This is a genomic window from Halolamina pelagica (genome assembly GCF_001307315.1).
Classification (GTDB): Archaea; Halobacteriota; Halobacteria; order Halobacteriales; family Haloferacaceae; genus Halolamina; species Halolamina pelagica_B.
In genome coordinates, this window is the sequence record NZ_LGUC01000001.1 from 1596965 (window position 1) to 1612671 (window position 15707).

A 15707-nucleotide genomic window follows, 5' to 3' on the forward strand; every position below is an offset into this window, starting at 1 on the left:
CGTCACAGGACGAGCGTGTCGAGCACGACGGCGAGCAGCACGCCGCCGAGGTAGGCGTTCGAGGCGTGGAACGCGCGGAACGCCGCGGCCTCGGTGCGCTCGAAGTGGAGGCGGACGACCGCCCAGAGGAACACGCCCGCGAGCGCGATCCCGAACGCGACGAACAGCCAGTCCAGTCGGGCCGCGAGCGCCAGCGCGGCCGTCGCCGCGAGCGTCGCACCGAGGTACCAGACGATGTGTCGCCGCGTCGTCGTCTCGCCGCGGACGACGGGCATCATCGGGAACCCGCCGGCCGCGTAGTCGTCCTTGTACGCCAGCGCGAGGTTGTAGAAGTGGGCTGGCGTCCAGAGGAACACGACGGTCGCGAGGCCGACGCCGCCCCAGCCGATCTCGCCGGTGACTGCCGCCCAGCCGATCAGCGCGGGGAGCGCCCCGGCGGCGCCGCCGATGACGGTGTTCTGGACCGTGTTGGGCTTGAGGATCAGCGTGTAGACGACGCTGTAGAACGCGATGGCGGTCACCCCGAGCACCGCCGCGAGCAGGTTGATCGAGGCGAACAGGCCGACGGAGATCGCCGCGAGCGCGAGGCCGAAGGCGACGGCGTTGCGGACCGGCACCAGATCGACCGCGAGCGGGCGATCGCTGGTGCGCTGCATCCGACGGTCGACGTCGCGTTCGAGCACGTGGTTGAACGTCCCGGAGGCGCCGATGGCGAGTGCGCCCCCGACGAGCGTCTTGGCGACGACCGGCACGGTGAAGTTGGCGCCGCCGGCCAGCGCCATCGCCGCCGAGGCGACGAGACAGAGCAGCCACATCAGTCGCGGCTTGGTCAGGCGGGCGTACGCCGCCAGTTTGGCTTTCGTCCGGGGCCAGCCCGGTGCCGGGAGGTCTGGCGAGCCGGAATCCTCGACGGCCGCCGGCGCGTCCGACAGCGGGTCGGTCGGTTCGTCGTCGGGGTCACCGGTGGCGGCCTCGAGCGCCCACGCGAGCGCCGCGAGCACGCCGCCGAAGATGACGACGCCGATCCCGAGGTGGATGGTCGAGACGGCTGCGGTCGGCGTAACGGCCGTCGTGGCGATCACGGCGCCCAGCACCGACTGCAGCGGGAACAGGACGAGCGCGAACAGTAGCGACGCCTTCACACGCCGGGACTCGTCGCGACGCCACGCCATGGCCGTCGTGCCGAGGAGCAGCAGGCCGCTGGCGAGGGCGGCGACGCGGTGGCCGAGGGCGAACCAGCCGTCGGCGGTGGTCGGGACGCCGAAGCCGCTTCCACAGGCGGGCCACCCGCGACAGGCCGTCGCGGCGTCGGTCACCGCCGTGGTCGCGCCGATGGCGACGAGGAGGTACACTCCCATCGCGGTCGCCGCGAGCAGGCCGGCGAACTGGCGGTCGGAACTCACTAACCGAGTTTGCGTCCCGCGGTACTTATCGGCTTCGCGTTTCCCCTCACTCCGGGAATCCACGTCCGACCAAACCGCTGCCTCAGCCCCGCCGTTCCAGGATCCGGTCGATGATTCTCCCCGTCGAGAGCAGTTCGTCGTCGTACTTCGGCTCCCGTGGCCCGGCACGGTCGACCTCGCAGTCGAGGCCCCGGTCCGCGAGCGCGTCCGAAAGCGCCGCCTCGTCGTGGTGCTGGTCGTAGCCCAGCACGATCACGTCCGGGTCGATGCGTTCGATGGGGACGAAGATGTCCGACTCGTTGCCCAGGTGGGCCTCGTCGACGGCGTCGATGGATTCGACGACGTCCCGACGCTGGCGGGCGGCGAGTACGGGATCGGCCTTGTGGGAGACGTTCGCGCTCCGGGCGACGATGACGTGGAGCTCGTCGGCCATCGCCGCGGCCTCCCGGAGGTAGTGGACGTGGCCAGGGTGGACCAGGTCGAACGTCCCCTGTGCGACCGCACGGGTGGGCTCGTCGGCGCCCGTAGCGTCGTCGCCCCCGCTCATAGCTCGTCACCGTCGATGCCGAGTTCGGCGTCGATGTCTTCCTGCGTGAAGTCGAAGAAATCCTCCGGGTCGTCGAGGTCCACGTCGTACACCGGGAGGCTGCGGCGCTTCCCCTCGCGGTCCAGCGCGACCCAGTCGTCGCGACCGTAGGGGTGGCCGACGATGATGTGGACCTGCCCCTTGCCGAACGTCGCGAGGTCGGCTTGAGAGGGTTTGAGCACGCCGTTGGGGTGGGAGTGGATCGAGCCGACCGAGGAGAAGTCGTTGGGCACCATGCTGGTCTTCACCGTCGCACTCACCGGGTTCGACTCCGTGCCGGGGATGATCAGCACGTCCGTGACGAGCAGGCCGTCGTGGCCGATGTCGAACTCGCTGGCGGGTTCCCCACGCAGTAGCCCCATGTACTCGTCGGGGTGGCTCTCGCGAGACGCTTCGAGCGCGAACGTGAGGGCGTCGTCGGCGATGCCGACAACGTCGCCCGACCGGGACAGTCCCATTTCCCCGTACTCGGTGGCGGCGCCAACTAAGGATTCCGGGACGGAGCCGTCGATAGTGAGCCCCGATCGTGACGCGCCAGCGAACCGAACTGGAAGACTTAACACCCGCGACCGCCGAGTTTTCCGTATGACTGATGACTCCGCCGGCGAGGACGCCGGCAGCCCCGAGGGCGGTTCGCCCTCGGCCCGTCGGGATGTTCCCGACGACGCGACCGTGGTTTACGATCTCGACGACGACTGCACGATCGACGACGTGGCGGAGGGTGCGCGCTACCTCGCGACCGTCAACGGCGTCGTCGACTACGGCGTGTTCGTCGACGTGACGGACACCGTCTCGGGGCTAGTCCACGAGTCCGGCCTCGACGGCGAGTACGCGGTCGGCGACGAACTGGTCGTCGGCCTGAGCGAGATCCGGGAGAACGGCGACCTCGCGTTCGAGGAGGTCGACCCCGCGGACAATCGGGTCGTCCACGTCGAACACGAGCCGGATATCACCGCCATCGACGACCTCACCCGCGGCGAGACGGTGACCGTCGAGGGCGAACTCACCCAGATCAAACAGACCGGCGGGCCGACGATCTTCCACGTCGGGGACGAGACGGGGATCGTCGCCGCCGCGGCGTTCGAGGAGGCGGGCGTGCGTGCCTACCCCGAAGCCGAACTCGGCGACGTGGCCCGCGTCACCGGCGAGGTCGGCCTCCACGACGGCGTCCGCCAGCTGGAGGTCGAAGACGTGACCGTCCTCGACGGTGAGAACGCGGCAGCGGCTCGCGAGCGCCTCGACGAGGCCCGCACGGAGCGTGCCGGCCCCGAGGCCGTCGACACGCTGGTCGAGTGGCCCGAGTTCGAGAAGCTCCGCAGTGACCTCGAGGATCTCGCGCGACTGCTCCGCCGGACGGTGCTCGAGGGGCGCCCGATCCGCGTGCGCCACCACGCCGACGGCGACGGGATGTGCGCAGCGATCCCCGTCCAGCGCGCGCTGGAGAACTTCATCCAGGAGGTTCACGCCGACCCCGACGCCGGCCGCCACCTGCTCAAGCGGCTCCCCTCGAAGGCGCCGTTCTACGAGATGGAGGACGTGACCCGGGACCTCAACTTCGCGCTGGAGGGGCGGGCCCGGCACGGCCAGCAGCTCCCGTTCCTGCTGATGCTCGACAACGGGAGCACCGAGGAGGACACCCCGGCGTACCGCAACCTCGCACACTACGACATGCCCATCGCCGTCGTCGATCACCACCACCCCGATCCGGAGGCGGTGAACCCGCTGCTCGACGCCCACGTCAACCCCTACCTCTACGACGAGGACTACAGCATCACCACGGGGATGATGTGTGTCGAACTCGCGCGGATGATCGACCCTCAGATCACCGACGACTTGCGTCACGTGCCGGCTGTCGCGGGCGTGTCGGACCGCTCCCGCGCCGACGCGATGGCCGACTACGTCGAACTCGCCGAGGCCGAGGGGTACGACCGCGGCGACCTCGACGACGTCGGCGAGGCGCTGGACTACGCCGCCCACTTCCTGCGGTACTCCAGCGGCCACTCGGTCGTGAACGACGTGCTCAACGTGGGGTGTGACGACCGGGACCGCCACGAGGAGCTGGTCGAGTTCCTCTCCTCGCGAGCCGAACGCGACGTGGACGAGCAGCTCGACGCCGTCGAAGACCACGTCGAGCACGAGACCCTCGAGAGCGACGCCCACCTCTACCGGATCGACCTGGATCAGTGGGCGCACCGCTTCACCTACCCCGCACCGGGCAAGACCACCGGCGAACTCCACGACACGAAAGTCGAGGAGACGGGCGACCCCGTCATCACGATCGGCTACGGGCCGGACTTCGCCGTGCTCCGGAGCGACGGAGTGCGACTGGACATCCCGGAGATGGTCGAAGAGCTCAACGAGGAACTCCCCGGCGCCGGCGTCTCCGGCGGCGGCCACCTCGTCGTCGGCTCGATCAAGTTCGTGAAGGGCCGGCGCGAGCAGGTGATCGACGCGCTGGTCGAGAAGATGGGCGAGGCCGAGATCGACGAGGCGCTCTCCTCGACCGCCGCGGCGCTGGACGACTGATCATCACGGCGCGGGTCGGCCGTGATGGACGACTGAGCGACCCCCTCGGTCCTACTGCTCCCACTTCTCCACTGTCGCGAACGAGAGCGACCGCATCGCGACGAGGGCGGCGACGACGACCGCGGCTGCCGCACCCGCCGCGAAGAGCCACGTTCTGCCCGCCCCGCTCCCCCTGCCCAGTCGGCATCGAAGCTCTCCCGGAAGTACGCGACTGGTTCAGGCCCGGCGAGTGCGAGCGCCACCTCGCGGTTCCGGGTCGCGCTGTTCTCGTTCCAGTTGAGCGAGCCGACCACCGCGAGATCGTCGTCGACCAGCAGTCCCTTCGCGTGGATTTTCTCGTACCGGCCGCCGGGTTCGGCGACGCGGGCCGACAGCGGCGCGTCAGTGCGGGCGGCCCAGTCGTTCAGCCACGCGACCACGGCCTCGTTCTCCTCGGCGACGTACCAGGCACCCGAAAGCAGGATCCGGACTTCGACGCCGCGCTGAGCGGCTCGCAGCGTCGCGCGGACGAGTGCGTTGTCCTGTCGGCCGAGACTGGGCTGGAGCACGTCCACCCGGGTTTCGGCGGCGTCGATGGCCCGAATCAGTGCGGACTCGGCGTTGCCGGGCGCGGTCAGGAGCGTCACGTTCGTCGCCGTGACCCGTTCCGGGGGTAGTTCGTGGGGTAGCTCCCGTTCGCGCCGGGGGCCGACTCGAACTGGCGGTTCCGGCGGAACGTCTCCCACGCGGTGGTGTCGGCCGCGTCCGCATCGGCCCGGAACAGCGCGGCGAGTTCCTCGGCCGTCGTGCCGTTCTCGACACGCACGCCCCAGCCGCGGCTGGACGCGCCGCCGACGCCCGCGGGTTTCCAGTTCTCCGAGAGCACGAGCGCGCGACCGTCGGCGACGGCGTATTTCGGGTGGTGGTAGTTGAACCGGTCCGCGCCGACGCCGACCACGCGCACGTCGACGCCCGCGGCAGCGAGGCGGTCGAGCACCCGAGCCTGCCCGGCCGTGGCGCCGTTGACCGGCTCGGCCTCGACTAGCACCCGTACGTCGACGCCGCGGGACGCCGCGGCGACGAGGGCGTCGGCGACGCGCTCGGAGGTGAACGTGTAGCCCGCCAGCAGAATGCGGTCGGTCGCGTCACGGAGTGTCGACAGCGGGACCTGGGGCGAGTCCGGAAGCAGGAACACGGTGGCGTTGGCCGCGCCAGTCGCGATCGGCGGACGGGGGTCGAGGCCGCGCGGGCGCCACTCGTCGATCGCGGGGCGGTAGCGCTCCCCTTCGACGGTTTCGCCGTAGCGAACGCGGTGGACGGCCTCCCCGTCGCGACGGAGAACGACCGTCTCACCCGTGTTCGCCAGCGAGATCGAGCCCTCGACGACCACCGTGTCGGCGTCGACGTGGTCGCCGAGAGACCCGGGCTCCGGGGTGACCAGCACTCGTCCCGAGTGATTGCGCAGTCGGACCGGCGACTCATCGTCGGAAACGCTCCAGTTGCCGGCGTGTGGGAGGCTGAGAAGGATATACTCGCCCGTATCCCCGTTCCGGACTGGGTCGGGGTAGAGTTCGACGACGACCCCGGAGGCGTTCGAGACGCTCTCAGCCTCGACTGACGGGTCGGGCGCGGCCGAGACCCCACCTGCGGCGCGTTCGGCGCCGACGTGCCCGACGCTCGCTACGAGTACGCACGCGAGACAGAGGAACAGCGCTGTGGCCACCAGCCACTGGCTGCTGGCGCCATGCAGTCGACCCTCGGTTGAACGGTGCTGTCGCGCCACGGGCCGGGTGGTCCCCGATCCCTGATAAGTTCTTGCCGGCGCGGCCGCTACATGCCCATGTCTGTGGCTGGCTCGGGGACGGGGAGGTCGTCGACGCCGACGCCGAGCAGTTCCGCGGCGTGATCGAGCGCCATGTCGAAGCCGTAGTAGCGTTCGAGCTCGTCGCCGTCGGGGCCGGTCCGGACCTTCAGCATCGCGTAGCCGTCGATGTTCTGCGCGATGGAGGCAGTGCGCCCCTCCCGGTCGAAGTCGAGCCGGCGTTCGCCCGCTTCCTCGACGTAGCGGGCGGTTACGTCGGCCGCCGTCAGTTCGCTCGCGCCGTCATCATCGCTCATGGCCGACGGTTCGATGGCCCGTGAGTAAGAACCGTCGGTGTCGGTAGACCGCGGTGCAGGCTTATGGGTCGCCGGCCCCAACCGGGAACCATGACCGACCGCCGCGACCCCGACCCCGACCCCGAGGAGCTACGCGAACTCCTCGCGGACCTGGAGTCGACGCTCGTCGATCTCCGGGCCGAGCTGGGCGACGATCGACGCGACGTGCCGCGAATCCCCCGCGGGCTCCCGGGCGGTGGCCGCCCCGCTCCCCGGCCACCACGACTCCGTGAGGTGCTGCGGTTCACCGAGGAGTACACGATTCCCACGCTCATCTCGATCCTGGAGGCGAACATCCGGCTGCTCCAACTCGGCGGCGCCGCGCTCCGGGCGCTCGATCCGGATCGCTCGGCGGTTCCCGGCAGTCCGGACGGTGAGGGCGCTGTGAGCCAGGCGATCGACGCCGGACGGGGGCTCTCGGCCGACCGACTCGCGACCAGCCTCGACCAACTGAACGACGCGATCGCGGGGACCGACGCCCCCGATCCCGAGGCCCGAGAGCTCCTCTCCGAGGCCGAAGCGCTCTCCACGGAGATCCAGGAACGCCTCCGGGCGGCGAGCGACCGCGTCGAGACGCGTTCGGACCGGGCGACCGGGGAGGCGGACGACGCGGTCCACCTCGACGTCGCGGACGGGAGCGCCGCCTCCTCGAACGCGGGGGACGAGAGCGAGGGCCCCACGAACGAGGGAGCCACGACCGCGGCGTCCACGGACTCGCCGGCGCCGGATGTCGACGCAGAGCTCGACTCGATCCGCGAGGAGGTCAGGGGATCGGCCGGGAACGGCGACGACGAAGGGGCCGCCGAGGACGAGGCGTCTCCGGACGACGAGAACGGCACGGACCGCGACGAAGCCGAGTAGCTACTCGACGGGGCGGAAACGAAAGCCGTCCCAGGATTGGCTCGCCGGTTCGCGGATCCCCACCTCCGGGTCGCGGAGTTCGTCGACGTGGACGGGCTCGACCGTGTCGCCGATGGCGACGTTGCCGTCTTCGAGTTGGCCCAGCGCGCGGACCGGCCGGCCGTCGACGTCGAACTCCACGATCGCCAGGTGGTTGGGCTGGCGAACGCCCGGCGGCGTCGCGGTCGACGTGGTCCAGGTCACCACCTCGGCGGTGTACTCGCTGAGGTCGACGGTCCCCACCGGCTCCTTGCCGTCCGGGCCGCGCGGGTGGCCGGGGTAGGTGATGCTGCCGTCCGAGTAGCGGTACGCGGTCAGTTCCGGCTCCTCGCTCGCCGTATCGTCGTTCTGGTCAGTCATTCTGCCTCCGGAGTTTCGAGGATGGTGGTCGTCACGCAGTTGCCGAAGCCGCCGACGTTGCAGGCCAGCCCGACTTCGGGGGCGTCGAGCTGTCGGTCGCCGGCTTCGCCCAGTAGCTGTTCGTACACCTCGACGGCTTGCGCGACGCCCGAGGCGCCGAGTGGGTGGCCTTTCGACTTCAGGCCGCCGGAAGTGTTGATCGGCAGGTCGCCGTCGCGTTCGGTACGGCCTTCCTCGATCGCCTTCCAGCCCTCGCCCTTCTCGGCGAAGCCGAGGTCCTCGAACTGCAGGAACTCGAGGATCGTGAACATGTCGTGGAGCTCCGCGAAGTCGATATCTTCGGGTCTCGATCGGCCATCGCGTAGGCCTGGTCGCTCGACTCGACGACGCCGCGCATCGTCGTCGGGTCCGCGCGCTCGTGGACGACGTGGGTGTCCGTCGCGCCCGCGACGCCCGAGACGACGACGTACTCGTCGGTGAGTTCACGCGCGACGGACTCGGGGCAGAACAAAAGCGCCGCCGAGCCGTCGGTGATCGGGCAGAAGTCGTACAGCCGCAGGGGATCGGCGACGATGGGGGAGTCGAGGACAGTCTCCAGATCGACCGCCTTCCGGAACTGCGCCTTGGGGTTGTCGACGCCGTTTCTGTGGTTCTTCACTGCGACTTTCCCCAGACTCTCGCGGGGCGCGTCGTACTCATCGAGGTACAGCCGCGCCGTGAGTCCGGCAAACGAGGGGAGCGTAACGCCGTGTTTGTACTCGACGGGGTGGGTCAGCGAGGCGATCACGTCCGTCGCTTCGCCCGTCGTCTTGTGGGTCATCTTCTCGCCGCCGACGAGCAGCGTCATCTCGCTAGCCTCGGAGGCGACGGACTGCCACGCGGCGTAGATCCCGGCGCCGCCCGACGACGAGGTCTGATCGATGCGTGCAGTGTACGCTGGCTGGGCGGCGAGATCGTGGGCGAGCATGTTCGGGGCGCCGGTCTGTCCCTCCAACTCGCCGCTGGCCATGTTCGAGACGTACAGGTGGTCGACGGCGTCGGCGTCGACGCCGGCGTCGTCGAGGCAGTCCGCGCCGGCCTCGGCCAGCAGGTCGCGGAGCCACTCCCCTCGCGGTCGCCGAAGGGGGTCATCGACGCGCCGACGATTGCGACTCGGTCCATACCGGGGGCCCGGCCGCGGGTCGCTTACGCGTTTCCCTTCGCGGAACACGAGCGATTTATGGCCGCGCCGGCGCCACCACCGGCCATGAACCTCTCAGAGCCCGCCGACGCCGGGAAGCTTGCCGCCGTCGTCGCCGCCGCTCTCGCCGTCGTGATCTTCGCGCCGCTGGTGATGGTGACCGGGGCCGGCGAGACACTCGGTGCGTACTACGCGGCCGGACCGTTCGGGCTCACCGCAGTCGGCCTGTTGGCGGTCGTCGCCGCCGTCGTGTTCCTCTCGGTCGGTCGGCCGCACACCGACACGCTGACGCTCTCCGGCGTCGGCGCCGTCGTCGCGCTGAGTGTGGTGCTGACCGCAGCCGCGTGGGTGATCACGATCGACCCGACGGTCCTGTTCGGTTTCCCGGCCGAGTACGCCTGGATCGAGAACCACCGGTGGGTCGTGCTCGGGGGCGCGCTCGGGCTCGCGGCTGTCTCGGGGCTGCAGGCCCGGACGGTGCTGTGAATCGTGACCGCGAGCGTTATCTTCCTCTCCGGTGAAAGGAACCCGTGACTGATTGGCCACCGGTGGACCCGACCGACGCAGCAGCGATCGCCGAGCGCCGCGACGAGATCGTCGGCGCCGTCGCCGACCACGCCGGCGAGATCGCCTACCAGCTCGCGCGCCTCCAGGGCGGCGACTACGGCCGTGAGACGTTCGACACGCCCGGCGGCGAGTGGACGGTGAAACACGAGGCCGGCGAGCTCGACTTTCTCAAGTTCGACCCCAAGAGCGGCTCCGAGGTGTACGTGGTCTCCACGAAGCGCCAGCCCGACCCCGAGCCGCTCGCCGCCGCGCTCGCGGACTACGCGGCGTTCGTCGACGCCTACGACGAGTACGTCGAAGCGGCCGAGGATACCCTCGCGGGCGTCACCACGGAGTTCCCGGACACCGAGACCACCGAGGCCGCTGTCGCGGAACGCCGACGCGTCCTCGACCGCGTCGAGGAGGTCTGCGACCGGATCGCGGGCGAACTGCACCGCTTCGAGGGTGGCGACTACGGCACCTACGCCGAGCGGATCGACGGCCTGCGCTGGGAGCTCAACTGGGACCGTGACGGCGTCTCCTACCTGCGGGTGGGCGGCAGCGACGGCGTCTACCTGGTCTCCCAGTATCAGCCGCCCGAACCATCCGACGTACGGCGATTCGTTCCGCAGTTCCCGGCGTTCGTCGACGCGTACAACGAGCACGTCCACGACCTGGAGGCGACGCTCGAACCTGTCGAGCTCTGAGTTCTCGCGGCGCGGGTCACGTCTCGCGTGGGTATCTCTGTCCCGAAAGGGCCTTAAGTTCGACCGCGTTAGAAGGAACTGGACTAGGTCGGGCGGTTAGGCCCCGCTCGTCACCCCGAGATAGTCTTCAGGGGGGACCGAACCCCGGGCTCGTCCGGCAGACCGGCACGGGCCTCGGGAGCCGACGTGGAAGCCTCGTCCGCCGGGGACAGCGGTCCACGACGCCCGCCCGCAGGGGCGGTCCGTCGTGGTTCATCGACGGTACCGGGTCAGGCGCGGAAGCGAGCAGCCCACCGTCGGACGCCCGTCGCTCGTCGGGTCGCGGGGTGGAGGAGGCAACCGAGACTCCCCGTGTCGGAACGCCGGGCAAATCCGGCTGTCCGCCATTCATTTCGTTCTCAACTCCCGAGCCGGTGGCTCGCGGTGTACCCATCGGAGAAAGCGGAGAGCGTCAGAAAATTCTGGACTGTGTAAACTGCTCAGGCTCGCTTGTACTGGTCCGGCCACTCCGGCGCGTTCTCGGCGTCGAGTTCGCGGCCGGCGTGGAGCGTGAAGTACGGATCACGGAGGTGTTCGCGGGCGAGCAGCACCGCGTCGGCGCGCTCGTTGCCGACCAGCGCCTCGGCGTGGGTGGCGTCGGTGATGCCGCCGACGGTGCCGACCGCGATCTCGTCGCTGCCGACGGCGAGCGTATCGCCCGAGAGCGTCTGTCCGTCCTCGGCCAGTACCTCCCGGATCGTCTCGGCGTACTGGACCTGATAGCCGGGGCCGGCTCGGGGCACCTGCTGGTCGGGGTGGATTCCGCCGGAGGAGACGTCGAGGAAGTCGACGCCGAGTTCGGCGAGCTCGCTCGCGAGGCGGGCAGACTGGGCCACGTCCCACGATTCGCGGTCCGGGAGCCAGTCGGTCGCGGAGATCCGGACGAAGATCGGCTTCTCGTCGGGCCAGACCTCCCGGACGCCCGCACAGACCTCCCGGAGCAGTTTGGTGCGCCCCTCGAAGTCGCCGCCGTACGCGTCGTCGCGGGTGTTGCTCACCGGCGAGAGGAACTCGTGCAGCAGGTAGCCGTGGGCGGCGTGGATCTCCGGCACCTCGAAGCCGGCGTCGAGGGCGTACTCGGCGGCGTCCACGAAAGCGTCGATCACCTCGTCGATGTCGTCCTGATCCATCCGCTCGGTCGGCGCCGTGTTCTCCTCGTCGCGGGGGTAGGGCTCCTCGGTGGGGCCACGTGGCGTCCAGCCGCCCTCGTCCTGTTTCACGAGGCGGGAGCCGTCCTCCCACGGGCGCCGGGTGCTGGCTTTCCGGCCGGCGTGGGCGAGCTGGATCGCCGGGACGCTGCCCTGCTCGCGGATGAACTCGGCGGTCGGCGCCAGCGCGTCGGCGTGCTCCTGGCTCCAGATGCCGAGATCCTCCGGCGAGATGCGCCCGCGGGGCTCGACGGCGGTGGCCTCGGCGATCACGACGCCGGCGCCGCCGACGGCGCGGCTCCCGAGATGGACGTGGTGCCAGTCGGTCGCCAGCCCGTCGCGGTCGTCACAGGAGTACTGGCACATCGGCGACACCATCACGCGGTTCGGAATTGTCGTCTCACGCAGCGTGAGCGGTTCGAACAGTGAAGCGTTCACGCTCGACGGTTCGCCCGCGCGGGAAAAGCGCTGTCGGCTCGTGTCCGAATTGCCGATTTCGGCGACGGCGACCCCGTCGGCGCCGCCTGCCGGATTCGAGAGCTTTTCACCGCCGCCGCAGGGATGGTGGGTATGGCACTCTCAACGGAAGAGATCATGCAGATCAGTCTGGACCTCGTCGGCTGGGACGAGGTGCCGGCGGACAGCGGGATCCACGTCCCGGGCGACGAGCTCGAAACCGCGCTCGTCGGGATCGACCTCGAATCCCCGGAGATCCAGCTCGCCGAGCGCGAGGGGTACGACCTCGTGCTCGCCCACCACCCGCCCGGCGGCGATCCCCGCGTGAACTTCGCGCCCGTGCTCGACAAGCAAGTCGAGTTCATGACCGCCCACGGCGTCCCCCAGGAGCGCGCCGAGGCGGCGGCGTCGGGGATCATCTCCGGCATGGAGCACGCGGGCCACAGCGCGAACTACCGCCACGACCCCTCCATCGCCGAGCATCTCGACATCCCGTACATGAACGTCCACCTCGCACCGGACGAGCTCGGGCGCCGACGGTTCCGCGAGGTCGCCGACGAACTCGACGACGACGCGAGCGTCGGCCAGTTCGCGGACGCGCTGGGCGAGATTCCGGAGCTCGACGAGGCGATCACCGACGTGGAGCTCCGCCTCGGCGAGCGCGACAACGACCTCGGCGAGGTGGCGATCCACCACGCCGCGGGCACCAACGGCGGCAGCGACGTGGCCAGCGCCTACTTCGACCACGGCGTCGACACGGTACTGTACATCCACGTCGGCGCCGGCGACACGGCGGAGCTTCAGGAGGAGTACGGCGACAGCGAGAAGAACCTCGTCGTCACCGGCCACATCGCCAGCGACGCGATCGGGATGAACGAGTTCATCGACGCGCTGGAGGCGGAAGGACTCGACTGCGACACGATCTCCGGCTGCGGTATCGGCCGGTAAACCCCGCCGACTGCCGGGCGTAACGTTATAGGCCGCGCTCGAGTATCCGTGACGCAATGGGGGAACGCGGAAACGACCGAGGGAGAACCGGGAGGGACCCACAATCGATCCGGGGGGACCACGCGGGCGAGCAGGCGGCGTCGGCCGAGGCCGACGCCGCGACGACCGAGGAGGATCGCGACCGGATCGCGGCGCTCGAGGCCCGGCTGGACCGGCTGGAAGCTGCGAGCGACGAGCGAGCTGCTGACTCCCGAAACGACCGCGTCGGCGACCTCGCCGAGGAGGTCGCGGCGCTGCGTGAGACGACCGACCGGCTGGAGTCGACGCTTTCCGACGCCGTGGCCGAACTCGATACGATCCGGCAGTCGGAGTACGGCGCCATCGACGAGAAGCGCGAGCGACAGTTCGAGACGGCGGTGAAGTCGATGGTGGCGTTCCACCAGCTCGCGACCGACGTGCTCGACGTGCAAGTCGAGAACTACGAGCCGGCTGCCGGCCACGCCGACGCCGAGCGCGTCGAAGCCACCCGGGAGCGGATCGCGGACGCACTCGGCGTCGGGCAAGCGGCCGATACGGGCGACCGACTCGAGATGGACGACGAGGCCGAGTGGCCGGACCCGGAGGAGGCCGCAAGTGGGGGGCGTGTCTTCGGCGACGACGCCAGCGACCGCGGCGTCGACGAGCCACCGGCGCCTGGTGCCACGGATCCCGATGAACCACCGGAGTCAGACGCCCCGGAGACGGGGTCTACCCACCGATCGGAGGCGACGGCGGGTCGGCGTCGGCGGATGGTCCGCGGGCGCCGAGCGACGACGGGCCAGCATCGCCAGGCGACGACGGGTCGAGGTCGCCAGATAACGACGGGTCGGCCGCTTCTGCCGCCGCCGATGCGGTCGAAGCGGGTGCACTCCCGGAAAGCGTTCGGCCCGACATCGACGACGCGGACCCGTGGCGCCTCACCGAGATCGAGCCGGCGACGGCCAGAGACGTTCGTGCGGCGATACAGTCGTCCCGGGCATCGTCGGACGGACCGACGGCCTGGCCGCCCGAGGGGAGGCGTACGCGCGGATCGTCGGCGATTCGCCGAGCGGGCACACGATCGAGCCGTCCCCGGCGAGTGGCGCGGAGACCGCCACCGTCGTTGACGAGCAGTCGCCAGCGACTGACGACGACGATTGACCCCGTCTCAGTACCGGGTTCGACTCAGGGCCGAACCCCGGTTTCGTTCTGCTTAACTCCGCGCACGAGCAAGCCAGCGTGTGGATCCCTTCGACGTGCTCGGCGTCGATCCCGACGCCGACGACGCGGAGATCTCTCGGGCTTACCGTCAGCGCGTGAAGGAGACGCATCCGGACCAGGGTGGCTCCCGCGAGGCGTTCATGCAGCTCCAGCAGGCGTACGCCGCAGTCAGGGAGGGGAAGGTCGAACTGAACGAGGACGGTTCGATCGCCGACTCGACCGACGAGGCCGACGCCGCGGCCCGCAGCGAACCCCAAGGACCCCCGCCTGGCACATCGCGGATGGAGTATCTCGACTACGACGTGCTGGCGGACTACGGCTGGGAGATCGACGACGACGACCTGTTCGAGGCGGCGTCGAACGCCGACCTCGGCCCCGGGGAGTACGGCCGCCTGCTCGTCGATCACGACGAGACGCTGCTCGAGGCCGCCGAGCGCTGCGGCTTCGCGTGGCCGTACGCCTGTCGGGGCGGCGCCTGTGCGAACTGTGCGGTACTGCTTCGGGAGGGGGAAGTCGAGATGGCCAACAGTCACGTGCTCCCCGAGGGGATGGTCGAGGAGGGGATCCGACTCTCCTGTCTCTGCCGGCCGCGGAGCGACGAGCTACAGGTGGTTTACAACGTGAAGCATCTGCCGGGGCTGGACGAACTCCGCCTGCCGTCCCAGCAGTTCTGAGCTATCGGCGCCCGCCGGCGGGGTGTTTTCGGCGCGGTTCGATGGACGGGTTCGTCCACGCCCAGTCGCCTTCGACGTGATCGAACGCGCGAGCGGGGTCGTCGACGGCCTGCCCCAGCGGGCGGGCACTCCCCAGATCCGGGCCCACGTCGGTGATCCGGACCGCCGCGACACAGCGCGTCCGCTCGGAGTAGTACACCGCCTCGTCGGCGCCCGCCAGCACGCCGACGAGCGTTCGGTTCCCAACGTCGGCGTCGTACAGCAGGTCGGCCGTTCGCTTGCGGACGCTCACGTCGGGGGTTCGGGGGCGCAGCGCCCGGACGAGCGCGTCGAACGGCGTCGTGGTACGCGTTCGAGTAGCCATACACCCCAGTCGGGAGCACAGCCTAAAGGGAGTGAGCCATCCCCGGAGTGAAAGTGAAGGAAACGGCGAAAGTAAACGCGGTTGCCGGACGCACAACAGTGATGTAGCGCCCCGCCGACTACTCGGTATGGAGTACGTAGCGTTCGACGACGCCGAAACGTACGAACCCGACGAAGGCTGGCAGCGACGCGCGCTTGCCGGTAGCGACCAGTTCACTTTCGAGTGGTTCGAAAAGCCGCCGGGGCACTCCTCGCCGATGCACGACCACGAGAACGAGCAGGTCTGTGTCTGTCTCCAGGGCGAGCTCACCGTCCACACCGAGGACGAGTCGGTGACGCTCTCGGAGAACGACTCGGTCCACCTGGCGTCCTGGGAGTCCCACCGCGTCGAGAACGCGAGCGACGAGCGCGCCGTCGGGCTGGACGTGTTCGCACCCGGACGCGGCTTCGACTTCTGGACCGACCGCGAGTAACCACTGCGGCGACCGAAACGTTC

Annotated in this window: 16 protein-coding genes, 1 other RNA gene and 2 pseudogenes; 9 read left to right on the forward strand and 10 right to left on the reverse strand. The window is 69.9% G+C overall.

What is annotated here, in order from left to right:
* Window positions 1-2: 2 nt before the first annotated feature.
* The 3 genes from SY89_RS08425 to SY89_RS08435 form a co-directional block, all read right to left on the reverse strand.
* On the reverse strand, window positions 3-1403 hold the full coding sequence (locus SY89_RS08425; protein ID WP_189319138.1) for a heme o synthase: 1401 nt from the start codon (window positions 1401-1403) through the stop codon (window positions 3-5).
* Window positions 1404-1485: 82 nt separating this feature from the next.
* Entirely contained in the window at window positions 1486-1950 is a 465-nt protein-coding gene (locus SY89_RS08430) for an FAD synthase family protein (protein ID WP_054583880.1), read from the reverse strand.
* Window positions 1947-2447 carry a Mov34/MPN/PAD-1 family protein gene (locus tag SY89_RS08435; RefSeq protein WP_054583881.1) on the reverse strand — a complete coding sequence of 167 codons (501 nt, stop codon included), beginning with the start codon at window positions 2445-2447 and terminating at the stop codon, window positions 1947-1949. Before SY89_RS08435 ends, SY89_RS08430 begins: the two co-directional genes overlap by 4 nt.
* Window positions 2448-2574: 127 nt before the next feature.
* Between SY89_RS08435 and SY89_RS08440 the strand changes: the two genes are divergently transcribed.
* Complete coding sequence (locus SY89_RS08440) at window positions 2575-4515, forward strand: DHH family phosphoesterase (protein ID WP_054583882.1); 1941 nt, start codon at window positions 2575-2577, stop codon at window positions 4513-4515.
* Window positions 4516-4751: 236 nt separating this feature from the next.
* Here the strand turns inward: SY89_RS08440 and SY89_RS19335 are convergent.
* The 3 genes and pseudogenes from SY89_RS19335 to SY89_RS08455 all read right to left on the reverse strand — a co-directional run.
* Window positions 4752-5240: pseudogene (locus SY89_RS19335) on the reverse strand (phospholipase D-like domain-containing protein); the annotation flags it as partial.
* Entirely contained in the window at window positions 5138-6277 is a 1140-nt protein-coding gene (locus tag SY89_RS08450; RefSeq protein WP_080506646.1) for a phospholipase D-like domain-containing protein, read from the reverse strand. The gene SY89_RS08450 and the pseudogene SY89_RS19335, both read right to left, overlap by 103 nt.
* A 47-nt stretch (window positions 6278-6324) precedes the next feature.
* The gene (locus SY89_RS08455) at window positions 6325-6612 is read right to left on the reverse strand and encodes a DUF7111 family protein (RefSeq protein ID WP_054583885.1); all 288 of its coding nucleotides are present in this window, start codon (window positions 6610-6612) and stop codon (window positions 6325-6327) included.
* Between the two features lie 90 nt (window positions 6613-6702).
* Here SY89_RS08455 and SY89_RS08460 point away from each other — a divergent pair, with 90 nt between their 5' ends.
* Entirely contained in the window at window positions 6703-7512 is an 810-nt protein-coding gene (locus SY89_RS08460) for a DUF7547 family protein (protein WP_054583886.1), read from the forward strand.
* Here the strand turns inward: SY89_RS08460 and SY89_RS08465 are convergent, their stop codons facing one another.
* Together SY89_RS08465 and SY89_RS08470 are read right to left on the reverse strand one after the other, a co-directional pair.
* The gene (locus tag SY89_RS08465; RefSeq protein WP_054583887.1) at window positions 7513-7911 is read right to left on the reverse strand and encodes an OB-fold domain-containing protein; all 399 of its coding nucleotides are present in this window, start codon (window positions 7909-7911) and stop codon (window positions 7513-7515) included. It lies immediately after the preceding gene.
* Window positions 7908-9072, reverse strand: a pseudogene (locus tag SY89_RS08470) (thiolase family protein). The gene SY89_RS08465 and the pseudogene SY89_RS08470 overlap by 4 nt, the downstream one beginning before the upstream one ends.
* An 85-nt stretch (window positions 9073-9157) precedes the next feature.
* On the opposite strand from SY89_RS08470, the gene SY89_RS08475 reads away from it, so the two are divergent.
* The 3 genes from SY89_RS08475 to ffs all read left to right on the forward strand — a co-directional run bounded on the left by SY89_RS08475 (window position 9158) and on the right by ffs (window position 10730).
* Window positions 9158-9577, forward strand: coding sequence for a DUF7548 family protein (locus SY89_RS08475; RefSeq protein WP_054583888.1), 420 nt, complete (start codon window positions 9158-9160; stop codon window positions 9575-9577).
* A gap of 44 nt (window positions 9578-9621) precedes the next feature.
* Window positions 9622-10344 carry a hypothetical protein gene (locus SY89_RS08480; RefSeq protein WP_204374435.1) on the forward strand — a complete coding sequence of 241 codons (723 nt, stop codon included), beginning with the start codon at window positions 9622-9624 and terminating at the stop codon, window positions 10342-10344.
* Between the two features lie 76 nt (window positions 10345-10420).
* An RNA gene (gene ffs / locus SY89_RS15900) (signal recognition particle sRNA) lies at window positions 10421-10730 on the forward strand.
* A 93-nt stretch (window positions 10731-10823) separates the two neighbouring features.
* On the opposite strand, the gene SY89_RS08485 is transcribed toward ffs, so the two are convergent.
* Complete coding sequence (locus SY89_RS08485) at window positions 10824-11969, reverse strand: NADH:flavin oxidoreductase/NADH oxidase (RefSeq protein WP_054583890.1); 1146 nt, start codon at window positions 11967-11969, stop codon at window positions 10824-10826.
* 132 nt (window positions 11970-12101) lie between these two features.
* On the opposite strand from SY89_RS08485, the gene SY89_RS08490 reads away from it, so the two are divergent.
* From SY89_RS08490 to fer, 3 genes are all read left to right on the forward strand, one after another.
* On the forward strand, window positions 12102-12935 hold the full coding sequence (locus SY89_RS08490) for a hypothetical protein (protein ID WP_054583891.1): 834 nt from the start codon (window positions 12102-12104) through the stop codon (window positions 12933-12935).
* A gap of 56 nt (window positions 12936-12991) precedes the next feature.
* Window positions 12992-14080, forward strand: coding sequence for a hypothetical protein (locus SY89_RS08495; protein WP_054583892.1), 1089 nt, complete (start codon window positions 12992-12994; stop codon window positions 14078-14080).
* Window positions 14081-14194: 114 nt separating this feature from the next.
* Window positions 14195-14848 (forward strand): ferredoxin Fer, encoded by a 654-nt coding sequence (gene fer, locus SY89_RS08500; RefSeq protein ID WP_054583893.1) that lies wholly within the window; start codon window positions 14195-14197, stop codon window positions 14846-14848.
* A gap of 1 nt (window position 14849) precedes the next feature.
* Here fer and SY89_RS08505 read toward each other — a convergent pair whose 3' ends face one another.
* Entirely contained in the window at window positions 14850-15212 is a 363-nt protein-coding gene (locus SY89_RS08505; protein WP_054583894.1) for a hypothetical protein, read from the reverse strand.
* A gap of 127 nt (window positions 15213-15339) precedes the next feature.
* On the opposite strand from SY89_RS08505, the gene SY89_RS08510 reads away from it, so the two are divergent.
* Window positions 15340-15684, forward strand: coding sequence for a cupin domain-containing protein (locus tag SY89_RS08510; protein WP_054583895.1), 345 nt, complete (start codon window positions 15340-15342; stop codon window positions 15682-15684).
* Window positions 15685-15707 lie beyond the last annotated feature (23 nt).